Annotated in this window: 9 protein-coding genes and 1 pseudogene; 7 read left to right on the top strand and 3 right to left on the bottom strand. The window is 70.5% G+C overall.

Translation table 11 applies throughout. The annotated features are described in order from the left end of the window. Nucleotides 1-133: 133 nt before the first annotated feature. The 5 genes from ACIG3E_RS26470 to ACIG3E_RS26450 are packed head-to-tail and all read left to right on the top strand — an operon-like array spanning nt 134 to nt 6,591. Complete coding sequence (locus ACIG3E_RS26470) at nt 134-1,810, top strand: extracellular solute-binding protein (RefSeq protein ID WP_399621160.1); 1,677 nt, start codon at nt 134-136, stop codon at nt 1,808-1,810. Nucleotides 1,811-1,812: 2 nt separating this feature from the next. Beyond that, on the top strand, nt 1,813-2,862 hold the full coding sequence (locus ACIG3E_RS26465) for an ABC transporter permease (protein WP_399621157.1): 1,050 nt from the start codon (nt 1,813-1,815) through the stop codon (nt 2,860-2,862). Continuing rightward, nucleotides 2,859-3,785 carry a carbohydrate ABC transporter permease gene (locus tag ACIG3E_RS26460; protein WP_399621154.1) on the top strand — a complete coding sequence of 309 codons (927 nt, stop codon included), beginning with the start codon at nt 2,859-2,861 and terminating at the stop codon, nt 3,783-3,785. The genes ACIG3E_RS26465 and ACIG3E_RS26460 overlap by 4 nt, the downstream gene beginning before the upstream one ends. A gap of 7 nt (nt 3,786-3,792) precedes the next feature. Further along, nucleotides 3,793-5,805 carry a beta-galactosidase gene (locus tag ACIG3E_RS26455; RefSeq protein ID WP_399621152.1) on the top strand — a complete coding sequence of 671 codons (2,013 nt, stop codon included), beginning with the start codon at nt 3,793-3,795 and terminating at the stop codon, nt 5,803-5,805. 51 nt (nt 5,806-5,856) lie between these two features. Beyond that, on the top strand, nt 5,857-6,591 hold the full coding sequence (locus tag ACIG3E_RS26450) for a hypothetical protein (RefSeq protein WP_399621149.1): 735 nt from the start codon (nt 5,857-5,859) through the stop codon (nt 6,589-6,591). A 13-nt stretch (nt 6,592-6,604) separates the two neighbouring features. Here ACIG3E_RS26450 and ACIG3E_RS26445 read toward each other — a convergent pair whose 3' ends face one another. The 3 genes from ACIG3E_RS26445 to ACIG3E_RS26435 all read right to left on the bottom strand — a co-directional run bounded on the left by ACIG3E_RS26445 (nt 6,605) and on the right by ACIG3E_RS26435 (nt 10,386). After that, entirely contained in the window at nt 6,605-7,612 is a 1,008-nt protein-coding gene (locus tag ACIG3E_RS26445; protein ID WP_399621145.1) for a LacI family DNA-binding transcriptional regulator, read from the bottom strand. A gap of 176 nt (nt 7,613-7,788) precedes the next feature. After that, on the bottom strand, nt 7,789-9,156 hold the full coding sequence (locus ACIG3E_RS26440) for a glycoside hydrolase family 6 protein (protein WP_399621142.1): 1,368 nt from the start codon (nt 9,154-9,156) through the stop codon (nt 7,789-7,791). Between the two features lie 48 nt (nt 9,157-9,204). Next, nucleotides 9,205-10,386 carry a glycoside hydrolase family 5 protein gene (locus tag ACIG3E_RS26435; protein ID WP_399621139.1) on the bottom strand — a complete coding sequence of 394 codons (1,182 nt, stop codon included), beginning with the start codon at nt 10,384-10,386 and terminating at the stop codon, nt 9,205-9,207. Between the two features lie 340 nt (nt 10,387-10,726). Between ACIG3E_RS26435 and ACIG3E_RS26430 the strand changes: the two are divergent. After that, nucleotides 10,727-12,619, top strand: a pseudogene (locus tag ACIG3E_RS26430) (glycoside hydrolase family 48 protein); the annotation flags it as partial. A gap of 82 nt (nt 12,620-12,701) precedes the next feature. Then, nucleotides 12,702-15,056: a WD40/YVTN/BNR-like repeat-containing protein gene (locus tag ACIG3E_RS26425; protein WP_399621136.1), complete on the top strand. Its 2,355-nt coding sequence runs from the start codon at nt 12,702-12,704 to the stop codon at nt 15,054-15,056. The last annotated feature ends 22 nt before the right edge of the window (nt 15,057-15,078 follow it).

The raw sequence follows: 15,078 nt of genomic DNA, 5'->3' as shown, positions 1-15,078 counted from the left end.
CCCATGAATTCGGATGCACACCTTGTTACGCCCGCGTCTTCGTCCTAACCTCACCGCGACATCGAAGCGCTTCGACAACGCATCGGCGATGTCCGCCGAGCGGCCGGGCGGCGCGCCACGAAGGGTTGACGCAATGACGCCGAACTCCCCCTCCTCCCAGGGCTCACTGAGCCGGAGAAGCCTGCTGTCGTCCACCGCCGCGGCCGCGCTCGCGGTCGCCGGCGGGGCCCCGCTGCTCGCGGCCTGCGGCGGCAGCGGTGCGAAGAACGAGGGGACCACCACGGGCAGGAAGCTCAAGGACCTGCTGCCCGCGTACGTGGCGTCAGATCTGGCAAAACCAGACATCCCGGCGAAGAACGGCTCGGCGGCGGGCTACACGAAGGCGCTCCCCGCGGCCGCTCTGAAGGTGTCCGTGCCACGCCGGCTCGGCCGGGGCACCGAGTTCTCCGTCATGGCGCCGATCTGGGGGAACGTGCCCCAGCGCGGCAACCCGTACTGGTCGGCGATGGACAAGGCCGCGGGCGTCCGCGTCCGCTGGCAGAACCAGCAGGGCGACACCTACGGCCAGAAGCTCGGCGCGGTCCTCGCCTCCAGCTCGATCCCGGACGCCGTGGTCATCCCCGGCTGGGAGCTGAACGGCAGGATACCGAGCGCCATCGCCAACAAGATGGCCGACCTCGGCCCCTATCTGAGCGGCGACAAGGCCAGGAAGTATCCGAATCTCGCCGCGATCCCGACCGGCGCCTGGCAGCGCGCGGTCTTCGGCGGCAAGCTGCGCGGCCTCCCGATGCCCGCGGCCACCACCCCGAACATCGCGATGCTCTACCGCGCCGACCTCTTCGAGAGGGAGCACATCGAAGCGCCGACGACCACGCGGGAGTTCTTCGACCTGTGCAAGGAGCTCAACGCCCCCAGGAGCGGGGTGTGGGCGTGCGGCGACATGTCGTGGGCGGCGTGGGGGATCTTCGGGGTGCTGCCCGAGAAGCCGTTCTACTGGAAGCTCGTCGACGGCAAGCTCGTCAACCGCTACGAGACCGACGAGCACCTGGAAGCCCTGGAGTGGTCGCGCACGCTGTACTCGGCGGGATTCGTGCACCCGGACGTGAAGGCCGAGTCCGGCAACGCGGGCGACCTCTGCGCCTCCGGCAAGCTCTTCATCTACAACGCCGACCTGTCCGACTGGTACGGCAAGACCGCCGTCCAGCGCGTGGACGACAAGAAGTTCACGATGGGCGCCATCGACTACTTCGCGCCCGACGGCGGCGCGCCCACCCTGTACGCGCGCCCGCCCTCCGACATGTGGACCTTCGTCAGCGAGAAGGCGGGCGAGGAGAAGGTCCGCGACATCCTCGCCCTCGCCAACTTCTGCGCGGCGCCGTACGGCACGAAGGAGCAGCGCCTTCGCCAGTACGGCGTCGAGGGCGTCCACCACACGTTCGAGGACGGCGTCCTCGTCAAGAACGGCAAGGGCAACAACGAGGTCTTCGGAACGTACGAGTACATCGCGTCGGCCGCGCCCTACGTCGCCCAGCCCGACTACCCGGACGTCGTCAAGGGCATGGTCGCGTGGCAGCAGCGCCAGGGCGTGCACGTCCGCAAGCCGCTCTTCCACGGCATGCAGATCCAGGAGCCCAACCGCTACACCGAGCTGGACGCCGAGATGGAGGACCTGGAGAAGGACATCGTGCGCGGCCGCAAGAAGGTCAGCGACATGCGGCGGGCGGCAGCCGACTGGAGGTCGGGCGGCGGCGACAAGCTGCGCGACTGGTACAAGAAGCTGCTCGACGAGACCGGCGGCTCGGTGTCCTGACCATGGCCCACAGCACGACGGACGCGCGCGGCGCCACGGCCCCGGAGCCCGAGGCAGCCGCCCCCCGCACAGCACCCGGCTCAACGAAGCGCACCGGAAGGGCCCGCAGGGCGAAGGCACCGGACGGCGTCCCGCTGCGGCACCGGCTGCGCCGCGACCGCGCCGTCCTCCTGATGGTGCTGCCCGCCCTCCTGCTGCTGGTGGTCTTCCACTACGTACCGCTGATCGGCAACGTCGTCGCCTTCCAGGACTACGACCCCTACATCGCCGACAACGCCTTCCGGGCGATCTCCCAGAGCCCCTGGGTCGGCTTCGAGCACTTCCGGCACATGGCCGAGGACCGGCTGTTCTGGCAGGCCGTCAGGAACACCCTCGCGATCTTCCTGATCCAGCTGACGCTGTTCTTCCCGGTGCCGATCCTGCTCGCGCTGTTCCTGCACAGCTTCGTGCGGCCCCGGGTGCGGGCGGTGGCCCAGGCCATCCTGTACCTGCCGCACTTCTTCTCCTGGGTGCTCGTCATCACCGTCTTCCAGCAGATGTTCGGCGGCGCGGGCCTGGTCGCGCAGGTCCTGCGGGACCACGGCCATGACGGCTTCGACCTGATGACCGACCCCGCCTTCTTCAAGTTCCTGATCACCTTCGAGCTGATCTGGAAGGACGCGGGCTGGGGCGTCATCGTCTTCCTCGCCGCCCTGTCCGCGATCAGCTCGGACCTGTACGAGGCCGCCGCCATGGACGGCGCGGGCCGCTGGCGGCGCATGTGGCACATCCAGCTGCCCGCGCTGCGCCCGGTGCTCGCCCTGCTGCTCGTCCTCCAGGTCGGCAACGCGCTCACCGTCGGCTTCGAGCAGATCCTGCTCCAGCGCACGGCCGTGGGGCCGTCGACCTCCGAGGTCCTGGACACCTATGTGTGGAACGTCGGCCTGGACAACGGCAACTTCAGCTACGCGGCCGCCGTCGGCATCGTGAAGGGGATCTTCGGACTCGTGCTCGTACTCGCGGCCAACAAGGTCGCCCATCTCATGGGCGAGCAGGGGGTGTACAAGAAATGAGCCTGCTCACCTTCGGGCTCAAGCCCGGCAGCCGCACCGGCCTGCGCCCGGCCTGGGACGAGGAGCCGAGTCGCGCCGGGCTCGCCGTCAAGGGCGTCACGCTGGTCCTGGTGTGCCTCGCGGTGCTCTTCCCGCTCTGGGTGGTGGTCGTCACCAGCCTGTCCACGGTGGAGACGATCACCGACACCGGCGGTCTCGTGGTGCTTCCCCGCGACATCACCTTCATCCACTACCGGGAGCTGCTCAGCGGCGGCCAGGTCAGCAGGGCCGCCCTGGTCAGCACCGGAGTCACCTTCTTCGGGACGCTGTTCAGCATGGCCGTGTCGATCCTGTGCGCGTACGGACTCTCGCGCCCGGGCTCCGTCCTGCACCGGCCGATCCTGCTGCTCCTGATCGCCACGATGTTCTTCGGCGCCGGTCTCATCCCCACGTACCTGGTGGTGCAGGGCCTCGGTCTCACCGACACCTACCTCGCGCTGATCCTGCCGAGCGCCGTGAACGTCTTCAACATCCTCGTCCTGCGGGCGTTCTTCATGAGCACGGCGCGGGAGCTGGTCGAGAGCGCGCGGATCGACGGCGCGGGCGACTTCCGCATCCTGTGGCAGATCGTGATGCCGCTGTCCCGCGCCGTCATCGCGGTGATCACGCTCTTCTACGCGGTGGGCTACTGGAGCGCCTGGTTCAACGCCTCGATCTACCTCACCGACCCGGACATGCTGCCGCTGCAGAACGTGATGCAGCAGCTGGTGATCAAGCAGCAGCGGCCGACGGGCCTGGCGCAGGCCATCAACACCGGCCATCTCTCGCCCCTGGCCATCCAGATGGCGGTGATGGTCCTCGCGCTGCTCCCGGTCGCCGTCCTCGCCCCGTTCGTCCAGCGGCACTTCAAACAAGGCATGCTCACCGGCGCCGTCAAGGGATGACACCCCCATGCCCACACTCGACGACAGCACCCGCGGCCGCGTCCTCTTCGGCGGCGACTACAACCCCGAGCAGTGGCCCGAGGAGGTCTGGCCCGACGACGTACGGCTGATGAAAGAGGCATCGGTCACCTCCGTCACGCTCGGCGTGTTCGCCTGGGCCCGGCTCGAACCGCGGCCCGGAGCCCGGGAGTTCGGCTGGCTCGACCGCCTGATGGACCTGATGCACGAGAACGGCATCGGCGTCGTCCTCGCCACGCCGACCGCCGCTCCCCCGCCCTGGCTCGGCAAGCTGCACCCCGAGACGCTGCCGCGCGACGAGGACGGGCGCACCGAGTGGTGGGGCTCGCGCCAGCACTTCGCGCACTCCAGCGCCGCCTACCGGCGCTATGCCGCCGCCATCACCGAGGACCTGGCCGCCCGCTACGGCCGCCACCCCGCGCTGATGATGTGGCACATCAACAACGAGTACCGCACCTACGACTGGGGCGACGAGACGGCGGCCGCGTTCCGCCGCTGGCTCCAGATCAGGTACGCCACCCTGGACGCCCTCAACTCCGCCTGGGGCACGGCCTTCTGGGGACAGGGCTACGACGCCTGGGACGAGATCCTGCCGCCGCGCCGCGCCCCCTACCTGAAGAACCCCGCGCAGGTCCTCGACTTCAAGCGGTTCACGTCCGACGCGCTCAAGGAGTGCTACCTGGCCGAACGGGCCATCGTCGCGGCGCACAGCCCGCACGTCCCCGTCACCACGAACTTCCTGCCGCTGTTCAGCGGGGTGGACGCGTGGGAGTGGGCGGCCCACGAGGACGTCGTCTCCGTCGACCTCTACCCGGACCCCAAGGACCCGCTGGGCGGCCAGTACGGCGCGCTCGTGCAGGACCTGACGCGCTCCCAGGCCCGCGGCCCCTGGGTCCTGATGGAACAGGCGGCGGGCCCGGTCAACTGGCGCGGCGTCAACCACCCCAAGCCGCGCGGCCTGAACCGGCTGTGGTCCCTGCAAGCCGTGGCACGCGGCGCGGACGCCGTCTGCTACTTCCAGTGGCGCCAGTCCCGGCAGGGCGCCGAGTCGTTCCACTCGGGGATGCTCTCCCACGCGGGCGAGCACGGCCGCACGTTCCAGGAGGTCAAGGAGGTCGGCGCCGAACTCGCCGCACTCGGCCCCAAGGTGAGCGGCACCCGGGTGCGGGCCGACGCCGCCGTCCTGCACGACTGGCACTCCTGGTGGGCGAGCGAGCAGGACGGCCGCCCCTCCGGCCTCGTCGACTGTCCGCGGATCCTGCGCGCCTGGCACCGCGGCCTGTGGGAGGCGCACACCACCGTCGACTTCGCCCACCCCGAACACGATCTGTCCGGCTACCGCCTCGTGGTCGTCCCCCAGCTGTATCTCCTCACCGACGCGGCGATCGACAACCTCCTCGGGTACGTGGAGCGGGGCGGCACGCTCGTCGCCGGTTTCCTGACGGGCGTGGCCGACGAGGTCGGCCGGGTGCGGCCCGGCACGATGGACGCCCGCCTGCGGGAGCTCCTCGGCATCCACACCCTCCACGAGTGGTGGCCGCTGGACGCCGACGAGACCGTGGACTGCTCCACGTTCACCGGCACGCTCTGGTCGGAGGAGCTGGCGGCGGCCGAGAGCGCCACGGTGTGCGCCGCCTACCGCGGCGGCGAGCTCGACGGGCTGCCCGCCGTACTGCGCCGCGGCCGCGCCTGGTACGTGTCGACGCTGCCGCGCCCCGAGGCCCTGCGCGACCTGCTCTCCCGGGTCGCCACGGAGGCGGGGGTGCGGCCCGTGCTCGACGGCCTGCCCCAGGGGGTGGAGGCGGTGCGCCGCGGCGCGTTGCTCTTCGTCCTCAACCATCGCCGCACCGCGGTGGCCGTGCCGGTGCCGGGGCACCACCGCGACGTGCTCACCGGCGAGCGTGTCGGGGGCTGGCTCACCCTCGGCCGCTACGGCGCGGCCGTCCTGGAGGCGACGCCGCACCGGCCGGAGGCGCGCGAGCTCACCCTGAGCCCCGGGTGATCCCTCCACATCCCCCCACATCCCCCCACCTCACCGAGGAGAGAAACCCGCATGGCAGACAAGCACCGCACCCCCCACACCCCGACCCGCCGCCTGGCGGCGCCCGTCGCCGCCGGGGGCGCCGCCCTCGCGCTGGCCCTCGGCGCCACCCCCGCCGCGGCCGCCTCCGGCGCTGTCTGGAGCTCCTGTGACCGCTGGGGCAACACCAGCCTGAACGGCTACACCCTCTACAACAACGTCTGGGGCTCGGGCGCGGGCCGCCAGTGCGTCTCCGCCGACTCGGGCACCCGGTGGAGCGTCGACGCCGACCACCCGAACACCAGCGGCATCAAGTCCTACCCCAACGCCACGAAGGTGATCGGCAAGCCCGTCGACTCGCTGTCCTCCCTCAAGAGCTCGTACGACGTCACCGTTCCGGCGGCGGGCGACTACAACTCCTCGTACGACATCTGGGACACCGACCACGACTACGAGATCATGCTGTGGGTCAACCACCACGGCAACGTGGGGCCGCTCGGCACCCCGCAGGGCCGCGTCAGCCTCGGCGGGCACAGCTGGGACGTCCACAAGGGCACCAACGGCAGCAACGAGGTCTTCTCGTTCCTGCGCACCTCCGACTCGTCGGCCGGTAGCGTCGACATCCTGCCCATCCTGAAGTGGATCAAGAACACCCAGGGCTGGATGGGCAACGAGACCATCGGCGACGTGCAGTTCGGCTACGAGATCAGCGGCTCGGCGGGCGGGCTCGGCTTCAGGACCAACTCCCTGACGGTGTCCGGCGGCTGAGGAGACGCGCGGGTCAGTTCGGAGCCGGTCCCGAACTGGCCCGCACGGTCAGCTCGGGCGGAAGCAGCACCACCTCGTCCGCGCCGTGCCCCGCCAGCTTGGCCACGACCCGCTCCACCGCCCTGCGGCCCATCTCCTCGGCCGGCAAGGACACGGAGGTGAGCCGCACGGACGCCTGGAGCGCCACCTGGTCCGGGCAGATCGCGACCACCGAGACGTCCTCGGGCACCGCGCGGCCGCGCTGGCGCAGCAGGCCGAGCAGCGGCTCCACGGCGGACTCGTTCTGCACCACGAACCCCGTCGTGCCGGGGCGCTCGTCGAAGATCCGGGCGAGCGTGGCCGCTGCTGCGCCGTAGCCCACCTCGCACGGCCGGTGCAGAAGGCGTACGTCCAGCTCACGGGCGCTGGCCCGCAGTCCCTCCAGGGTGCGCTCGGCGAAGCCGGTGTGCCGTTCGTAGACGGCGGGCGCCTCGCCGATGACGGCGATCTCACGGTGCCCGAGCGCGGCCAGATGCTCGACGCACAGCGCACCGGTCGCCACGAAGTCGAGGTCCACGCAGGTGAGCCCGGTCGTGTCGGCGGGCAGACCGATGAGCACGGCGGGCTGGAGGGCCTCGCGGAGCAACGGAAGGCGTTCGTCCGCCAGCTCGACGTCCATCAGGATCATGGCGTCGGCGAGCCCGCTGCCGGTGACGCGGCGCACGGCCGCCGGGCCCTCCTCGCGGGTCAGGAGCAGGACGTCGTAGCCGTGGCCGCGGGCCGTGGTGGCGACCGCGACGGCGATCTCCATCATCACGGGGACGTACATGTCGGTGCGCAGCGGCATCATCAGGGCGATCACGTTGGACTTGCTGCTCGCCAGCGCGCGGGCGCCCGCGTTCGGGTGGTAGCCGAGCTCCTGGATGCTGCGCTCGACGCGCTCGCGGGTGCCCGCGGATATCGAGCGCTTGCCGCTGAGGACGTAGCTCACCGTGCTGGCCGAGACTCCGGCGTGCTTGGCGACCTCGGCGAGGGTGACCATTCAGTTCTCCCGGACTCGGCGCTGCATCCTGAAGGGACCCTATGGGGGCATCTCCGGCCTGTCCAGAAGAAGTGTCGAAGCGCTTCGAAAGACACGGGACCCCACGGCCCGAGGAGGCGGTGCCCCTGGGGCCGCGGGGCGAGCCGTGGGCTGCTCAGGGCATGCGGCGCCAGGCCCTACAGCTTCGGGTACGCGTTCTTCAGGAGCTCCTGGAACTGGGCGGAGAACCACTGCCCGGCCAGCGGGGCGTTCGCCAGCGCGCCGGACATGCTGTAGCCGTTGCGCGGGTTGCCCGTGTACGTCGGGTCGCACATCCGGTCGAAGCCCTTGCCCTCGTCGTTCGGGATCTCCTTGCTGGCGCCGTCGGACTCGCCCGGCGGCTTCATCCACACGTAGGCGTCGATGCCGGGCTCGGGTGCGGCCTTGGGGCGTTCGCCGAGGCCCGCGCCGGACTGGTTGCACCAGTTGCCGATGTGGATGCGGCGGTCGTAGCGGCCGCCGTTCACGTAGGTGTTGACGTCGGTGGTGGGGCCGGGGCCCGTGGGCCGGGCGGTGCCGCCCCAGCCGTTGCGGGAGGTGTCGATGAGCATGCCGATGTCGGACCTGAAGCCGGTGGACACCAGCTGGTTGCGGAACGCCTGCGCGTAGGACAGCTCATCGGTGTAGCGGTTCCAGTCAACCCACTTCGACTCGCGCACGGAGCGTCCGCCGACCGTGTCGCCGATCTTGAAGTTCTCCTCCTTCAGGGCGCTGTAGTTGGCGGTGTTGGTGATGAAGCCGTGCACCTTGTCGGCGGTGCTGCCCTCGGCGGTCGCGGCCTGGTACATCACCTGCGCGGAGGGGGCGAAGTTGTCGTCCCAGCCGAGCCAGCCGTGGTGGCCCGCGTCGACGTAGTTGTAGACGTTGGGCACGGCGCCCAGCTTGTTCAGGGCGTAGCCGACGCCCCTGACGTAGTTGCCGTTGGCCTTCATCACGTCGCACTGGGGGGTCGCGGTGGGGCGGCCGCCGGTGTTGGTGACGAGGTTGGGCAGCGAGTCGATCTCGACCGCGTTGACGATGCGCAGGTTCGCGTACTTGGGGTCGGCGAGGATCCGCGCGATCGGGTCGATGTAGTCCGTCTTGTACTTGTCGATCTCGGTCGGGCCCAGTTCGCCGTTGGAGGCGAGGGCGGAGCAGTCGCGGCCGGGCAGGTTGTAGATCACCAGTTGGACGACGTCCGCGTGCTGCTGGAGGGCCGCGTCGAGGTGGGCGCGCAGGCCCATCTTGCCGCCGCTGCCCGCGATGGCGGCGATCCGGTCGAGCCAGACGCCGGTGGGCTGGTTGGCGACGGCGCTGCCGCCCGGCTCGGCGGCGGCGTTCTTCGACCACTGGGGGTTCACATAGACCTTGGCGCCCGCGTAGGGGTTGTCGACGCGGGCGACGGCGGCCTTGGCGCCGCTGTCGCCGCTGTCACCGGCGAAGGCGACGGCGGTGCCGCCGCTGACCGCGAGCAGGGTGGACAGGGCGAGCAGGAGCGTGCGTGGGCTGCGATGGGTGCGGCTCATACTGGAAGGGCCTCTCAGGTGTGGAGGGACGGGGTGGTCAGCTGTGTCTCAGCCGTCAAGGGCGCGCAGGTGGTCGCGCAGACCGATGCCGAACGCGGTGGGTGTGCCGTCGTAGTCGCTGATCAGGGCCGGACCTGAGGAGCAGTCCCAGGCGTTCCAGGTCCAGCCGAGGTACGAGAGCGCGCGGTCGTCGAACCACTTCATGACGCGGTCGATGAAGGCGTGCGCGCAGGTGTTCTCGCCGATCTCACCCGCGACGAGCGGGACCTTCGCGGCGACGGGAGCGAGGGTGCGGTTCCAGCAGTCGTCGTTCGCGCAGGCGTTGAAGTTGTATACGTGCCAGGCGGCGGCGAGACGGCCCGCCGGGTCCTTGGGCGCGTGTTCCAGCCAGCGGCTCAGGTCGTTGGCGTAGGCGACGCCGGGCACCAGGACGAGGTTCTTCGCTCCGGCGGCCCGCACGGCGTCCACCAGGTCCTGCATCCCGGCGACGTCGTAGCCGATGCCGGGGCAGGTGCCGCCGTCGCGCCAGCAGGCCCAGGCCTGGTCGTTGGTGGGTGTCGCGCGGTCGGGGTAGGGCTCGTTGAAGAGGTCGAAGACGACGGTGGGATCGCTCTTGTAGGTCTGGGCGACCGAGGACCAGAACGCGGGGGTGTACCGGGTGTTCGGCATCGGCTTCTGGCAGCTGGCGTGGACGTCCGCGCAGCCGGAGGAGTTCCCGGTGTACTGGCCGTGGGTCCAGTGCAGTTCGAGCACGGGCGTCATGCCGTGGCTCTTGACGCGCCGCACGAGCGCGTCCACGGCCGAGCGGTAGGGGGCGCCCGCGTACTCGGGCTCGATGTTGGCGGTGCCGAGCCAGCACTCCTCGTTGAGCGGGATGCGTACGGCGTTGGCCTTCCAGTCCGCGATGGCCTTGACGGCGGCGTCGTCGACGGGCCCGTCGAAGATGCCCCAGCCCTGGACGCAGGCGAACTCGCCGCCGGAGCGGTTGACTCCGAGCAGCCGGTGGGGAGTGCCGTCCGCCGTCACGAGCTGGTTGCCCTTGACGGTCAGGACGGGTGGCGAGGCCGCCCGCGCGTCGGCCTTCGGGGGCGGTGTCGCGCCCGCCGTCGACAGGGCGCCGGGGGCCGCGAGACCGGCGGCGGCCAGCAGGAAACCGGCCAGTACGGCGAGCGCGCGGGAAGGCCGCCGTCGCGGCTTCGGAGACGGTCCGGGCCGTGGGGGTTGCCGCATGAGCGACTCCTTCGAGATCGGCTCAAGTCCGGGCTTGTGGAGTGCAGTCGCCGCCGTGCGCGGAAAGGGTTGCCGCGTTAACAGGAGATTTCTGCGTCGAATTGATTCGACAACTCACTTCACGCGGGAACCCTTGACAAGTCCATGCCGTCCAACGACTTTGGGAGCGCTCCCACTCGCCTGCAAGAAGGGCACTCGTATGTGCGCTTTACCTGATCACCACGAATCCAGATCACGACTGAGCCGCCGTCACCTCCTCGCGCTCAGCGCCGCAGCGATCACGTCCCCCGTCGTGGATTCGCTGATGACTCCAGGTCACAGCGCCTACGCTGCTCCAGGGGCGGCTGCGGCGACACCGTACGAACAGCGCTTCCTCGATCTGCACGCGAAGATCACCAACCCGGCGAACGGCTATTTCTCCCCGGCGGGCATTCCGTACCACTCCGTGGAAACCCTCATCGTGGAAGCGCCCGATCACGGCCATGAGTCGACCTCGGAGACGTACAGCTATCTGATCTGGCTGCAGGCCATGTACGGCAGGGTGACGGGCGACTGGTCCCGGTTCAACCAGGCGTGGGAAACCATGGAGAAATACATGATCCCCACGCGTGACCAGCAGCCGACGAACAGTTTCTACAATGCCTCGAAGCCCGCCACGTACGCCCCCGAATGGGACCAGCCGTCGCAGTACCCCGCCCGCCTCGACCCCGGCGTCAGCGTAGGCTCCGACCCCCTCGCCGCCGAGCTGAAGAGCACGTACGGCACCGACGACATCTACGGCATGCACTGGCTCCAGGACGTCGACAACACCTACGGCTTCGGCGGCTCCGGGCAGACACCGACGTACATCAACACCTTCCAGCGCGGCTCTCAGGAGTCGGTCTGGGAGACGATCACGCAGCCGTGCCATGACGACTTCACACACGGCGGCACGAACGGCTACCTCGACCTGTTCACCGGCGACAACTCCTATGCCAAGCAGTGGAAGTACACCAACGCCCCCGACGCCGACGCGCGCGCCATCCAGGCCGCCTACTGGGCGCACAAGTGGGCCACCGCGCAGGGCAAGCAGGCGCAGGTCGCCGCGACCGTGGCGAAGGCCGCGAAGATGGGCGACTACCTGCGCTACGCCATGTTCGACAAGTACTTCAAGAAGATCGGCGACTGCGTGGGCGCCTCCGGCTGCGCGCCGGGCAGCGGCAAGAACAGCGCGCACTACCTGCTGTCCTGGTACTACGCGTGGGGCGGCGCCCTCGACACCTCGTCGGGCTGGGCGTGGCGCATCGGCTGCAGCCACAGCCACGGCGGCTACCAGAACCCGCTCGCCGCCCACGCGCTCAGCTCGTACGCGGCCCTGACGCCCAAGTCGGCCACGGGCAAGGCGGACTGGGCGCTGAGCCTCAAGCGCCAGCTGGAGTTCTACCGCTGGCTGCAGTCCGCCGAAGGCGCGATCGCGGGCGGCGCCACCAACAGCTGGCAGGGCCGCTACGCGACGCCGCCGTCCGGCACGCCCACGTTCTACGGCATGTACTACGACGAGAAGCCCGTCTACCACGACCCGCCGTCGAACCAGTGGTTCGGCTTCCAGGCCTGGTCGATGGAGCGGGTCGCCGCGTACTACCACCAGACGGGCTCCGGTGACGCCAAGGCCGTCCTCGACAGGTGGGTGAACTGGGCGCTGGCGAACACCACCATCGCCGCCGACGGCACGTACGCCGTCCCCTCCACGCTCAGCTGGTCCGGCAAGCCCGACACCTGGAACCCGTCGAACCCGGGTGCCAACCCGAACCTGCACGTCTCGGTCGTGGACCGCACCAACGACGTGGGCGTGGCGGGCGCGTTCGCGCGCACCCTGGTCTACTACGCGGCGAAGTCCGGCCACACCCGGGCGAAGACCACCGCCAAGGCGCTGCTCGACGGCATGTGGACGCACCACCAGGACGCCAAGGGCATCGCGGTGCCGGAGCGGCGCGCCGACTACGACCGGTTCGACGACGGCGTGTACGTACCGGGCGGCTGGAGCGGACGGATGCCGAACGGCGACCCGATCAGCCCGTCGTCGACCTTCACCTCCATCCGCTCCTTCTACAAGAAGGACCCCGACTGGCCGAAGGTCGAGGCCTATCTGGCCGGCGGCGCCGCCCCCACGCTCACCTACCACCGGTTCTGGGCGCAGGTGGACATCGCCCTCGCCCTGGGCGCGTACGCGGAACTCCTCGAAGGCACCCGCTGAGGCGCCCCGCACCGCGCGGGGAACCCCGGCCCCGCCACGGGCCGGGGCTCCCCGCGCACCCCCACACCCTCAAGGACCCCCCATGCCTGAAGTGCCCGTGCCCCGCGCGCACAGAGCGCGTGCCGTCCCGGCCCTCCTCGGCCTCCTGGCCGGGCTGATCGCGGGCGGCCCGCTCTCCTCCCCCGAGCGGGCCGCCGCCCGACCGCTCACCGCCACCGCCGCATCCGCCACCGCCGCCGCGCCGTACACGTGGAAGAACGTGCGCGTCGACGGCGGTGGCTTCGTCCCCGGCATCGTCTTCAACCGCACCGAGCGCGACCTGGCCTACGCCCGCACCGACATCGGCGGCGCCTACCGCTGGCAGCGGTCCACCGCGTCCTGGACGCCCCTGCTCGACTCGATCGGCTGGGACGACTGGGGACACACCGGCGTGGTCAGCCTCGCCTCCGACTCCGTCGACCCGGACAAGGTGTACGCGGCCGTCGGCACGTACACCAACGACTGGGACCCCGGCAACGGCGCCGTGCTCCGCTCCTTCGACCGCGGCGCGACCTGGAAGAAGGCGGACCTGCCGTTCAAGCTCGGCGGCAACATGCCCGGCCGCGGCATGGGCGAGCGCCTCGCCGTCGACCCGCACGACAACCGCGTCCTGTACCTGGGCGCGCCCAGCGGCAAGGGCCTGTGGCGCTCCACCGACTCCGGCGCCACCTGGTCGCAGGTCGCGAACTTCCCCAACGTCGGCACCTACAAAGAGAACCCGAACGACTCCAGCGGCTACGCCTCCGACAACCAGGGCATCGTCTGGGTCACCTTCGACGAGTCCACCGGGACGGGCGCGGGCGGCAAGCGGAAGACACGGACGATCTACGTGGGCGTCGCCGACAAGGACAACGCCGTCTACAAGTCGACGGACGCGGGCGCCAGTTGGTCCCGCGTCGCGGGCCAGCCCACCGGCTACCTCGCCCACAAGGGCGTCCTGGACGCCGAGAACGGCTATCTGTACCTCGCCTACAGCGACAAGGGCGGCCCGTACGACGGCGGCAAGGGCCAGGTGTGGCGGTACGCGACGAAGACCGGCGCGTGGAAGAACATCAGCCCGGTCGCCGAGGCCGACGCCCCCTACGGCTTCAGCGGGCTCACCGTCGACCGGCAGCACCCGGGCACCGTCATGGTCACCGGCTACAGCTCCTGGTGGCCGGACACGCAGATCTTCCGCTCCACGGACAGCGGCGCCGCCTGGACGCGGGCCTGGAGCTACTCCTCGTACCCGACCCGCGAGAACCGCTACACCATGGACGTCTCGTCCGTGCCCTGGCTGTCCTGGGGCGCACACCCGCAGCCGCCCGAACAGACCCCGAAGCTCGGGTGGATGACGGAGGCCCTGGAGATCGACCCGTTCGACTCCGACCGGATGATGTACGGCACCGGAGCGACCGTCTTCGGCACGGAGAACCTCACCGACTGGGACAAGGCGGGGGCCAAGATCAGCATCAGGCCGATGGTGAAGGGCCTGGAGGAGACGGCGGTCAACGACCTCGCCGCTCCCCCGTCCGGGGCGCCGCTGCTCAGCGCGCTCGGCGACATCGGCGGCTTCCGGCACACCGACCTCGCCAAGGTCCCGCCGCTGATGTACACCTCGCCGAACCTCACCACGACCACGAGCCTGGACTACGCCGCGTCCGACCCGAACACCGTGGTGCGGGTCGGCACCGCGGACGCCGCGCCACGCATCGCCTTCTCCACGGACAACGGGGCGCACTGGTGGGGCGGGCAGGAACCGGCGGGCGTCACGGGCGGCGGGACGGTCGCGGCGGCCGCCGACGGCAGCCGCTTCGTGTGGAGCCCCGAGGGCGCGGGCGTGCACACGGCGTCCGGGTTCGGCTCGTCGTGGGTGGCCTCGTCCGGCATCCCGAAGGGCGCCACCGTGGAGGCCGACCGGGCCGATCCGAAGACGTTCTACGGCTTCAGGTCGGGCACCTTCTACGTCAGCACGGACGGCGGCGCGACCTTCACCGCGAAGGCGTCGTCCGGGCTGCCCGCCGAGGGCGAGGTGCGCTTCCAGGCCGTGCCGGGCAGGAAGGGCGACATCTGGCTCGCGGGCGGCAAGGCGGGCGGCACGTACGGCCTGTGGCACTCCACCGACGGCGGTACGAGCTTCACCAAGGTGACCGGGGTCCAGGAGGCCGACACCATCGGCTTCGGCAAGGCGGCTCCCGGCGCCTCGTACCAGGCGCTCTACACCAGCGCGAGGATCGGCGGCGTGCGCGGGATCTTCCGCTCCACGGACGCCGGGGCGAGCTGGGTGCGCGTCAACGACGCGGCGCACCAGTGGGGCTGGACCGGCGCGGCGATCACCGGTGACCCCAAGGTGTACGGGCGGGTGTACGTCTCGACGAACGGCCGCGGCATCGTCTATGGCGACACCGCGGCCGAATAGCCGTACACGAGCGAGAGCCCCG

Origin of the sequence: Streptomyces sp. NPDC053474 (assembly GCF_044544845.1) — a bacterium.
In the GTDB taxonomy this organism is placed as follows: Bacteria; Actinomycetota; Actinomycetes; order Streptomycetales; family Streptomycetaceae; genus Streptomyces.
The sequence above is the reverse complement of the archived record's forward strand: the minus strand, read 5'-3'. Positions and strand labels throughout refer to the sequence as shown.

Excerpts from the sequence above, each read along its gene's own strand:
- ACIG3E_RS26470 (WP_399621160.1), top strand. The coding sequence starts at position 134 with ATGACGCCGAACTCCCCCTCCTCCCAGGGCTCACTGAGCCGGAGAAGC.
- ACIG3E_RS26465 (WP_399621157.1), top strand. The coding sequence starts at position 1,813 with ATGGCCCACAGCACGACGGACGCGCGCGGCGCCACGGCCCCGGAGCCC.
- ACIG3E_RS26460 (WP_399621154.1), top strand. The coding sequence starts at position 2,859 with ATGAGCCTGCTCACCTTCGGGCTCAAGCCCGGCAGCCGCACCGGCCTG.
- ACIG3E_RS26455 (WP_399621152.1), top strand. The coding sequence starts at position 3,793 with ATGCCCACACTCGACGACAGCACCCGCGGCCGCGTCCTCTTCGGCGGC.
- ACIG3E_RS26450 (WP_399621149.1), top strand. The coding sequence starts at position 5,857 with ATGGCAGACAAGCACCGCACCCCCCACACCCCGACCCGCCGCCTGGCG.
- ACIG3E_RS26445 (WP_399621145.1), bottom strand. The coding sequence starts at position 7,612 with ATGGTCACCCTCGCCGAGGTCGCCAAGCACGCCGGAGTCTCGGCCAGC.
- ACIG3E_RS26440 (WP_399621142.1), bottom strand. The coding sequence starts at position 9,156 with ATGAGCCGCACCCATCGCAGCCCACGCACGCTCCTGCTCGCCCTGTCC.
- ACIG3E_RS26435 (WP_399621139.1), bottom strand. The coding sequence starts at position 10,386 with ATGCGGCAACCCCCACGGCCCGGACCGTCTCCGAAGCCGCGACGGCGG.
- ACIG3E_RS26425 (WP_399621136.1), top strand. The coding sequence starts at position 12,702 with ATGCCTGAAGTGCCCGTGCCCCGCGCGCACAGAGCGCGTGCCGTCCCG.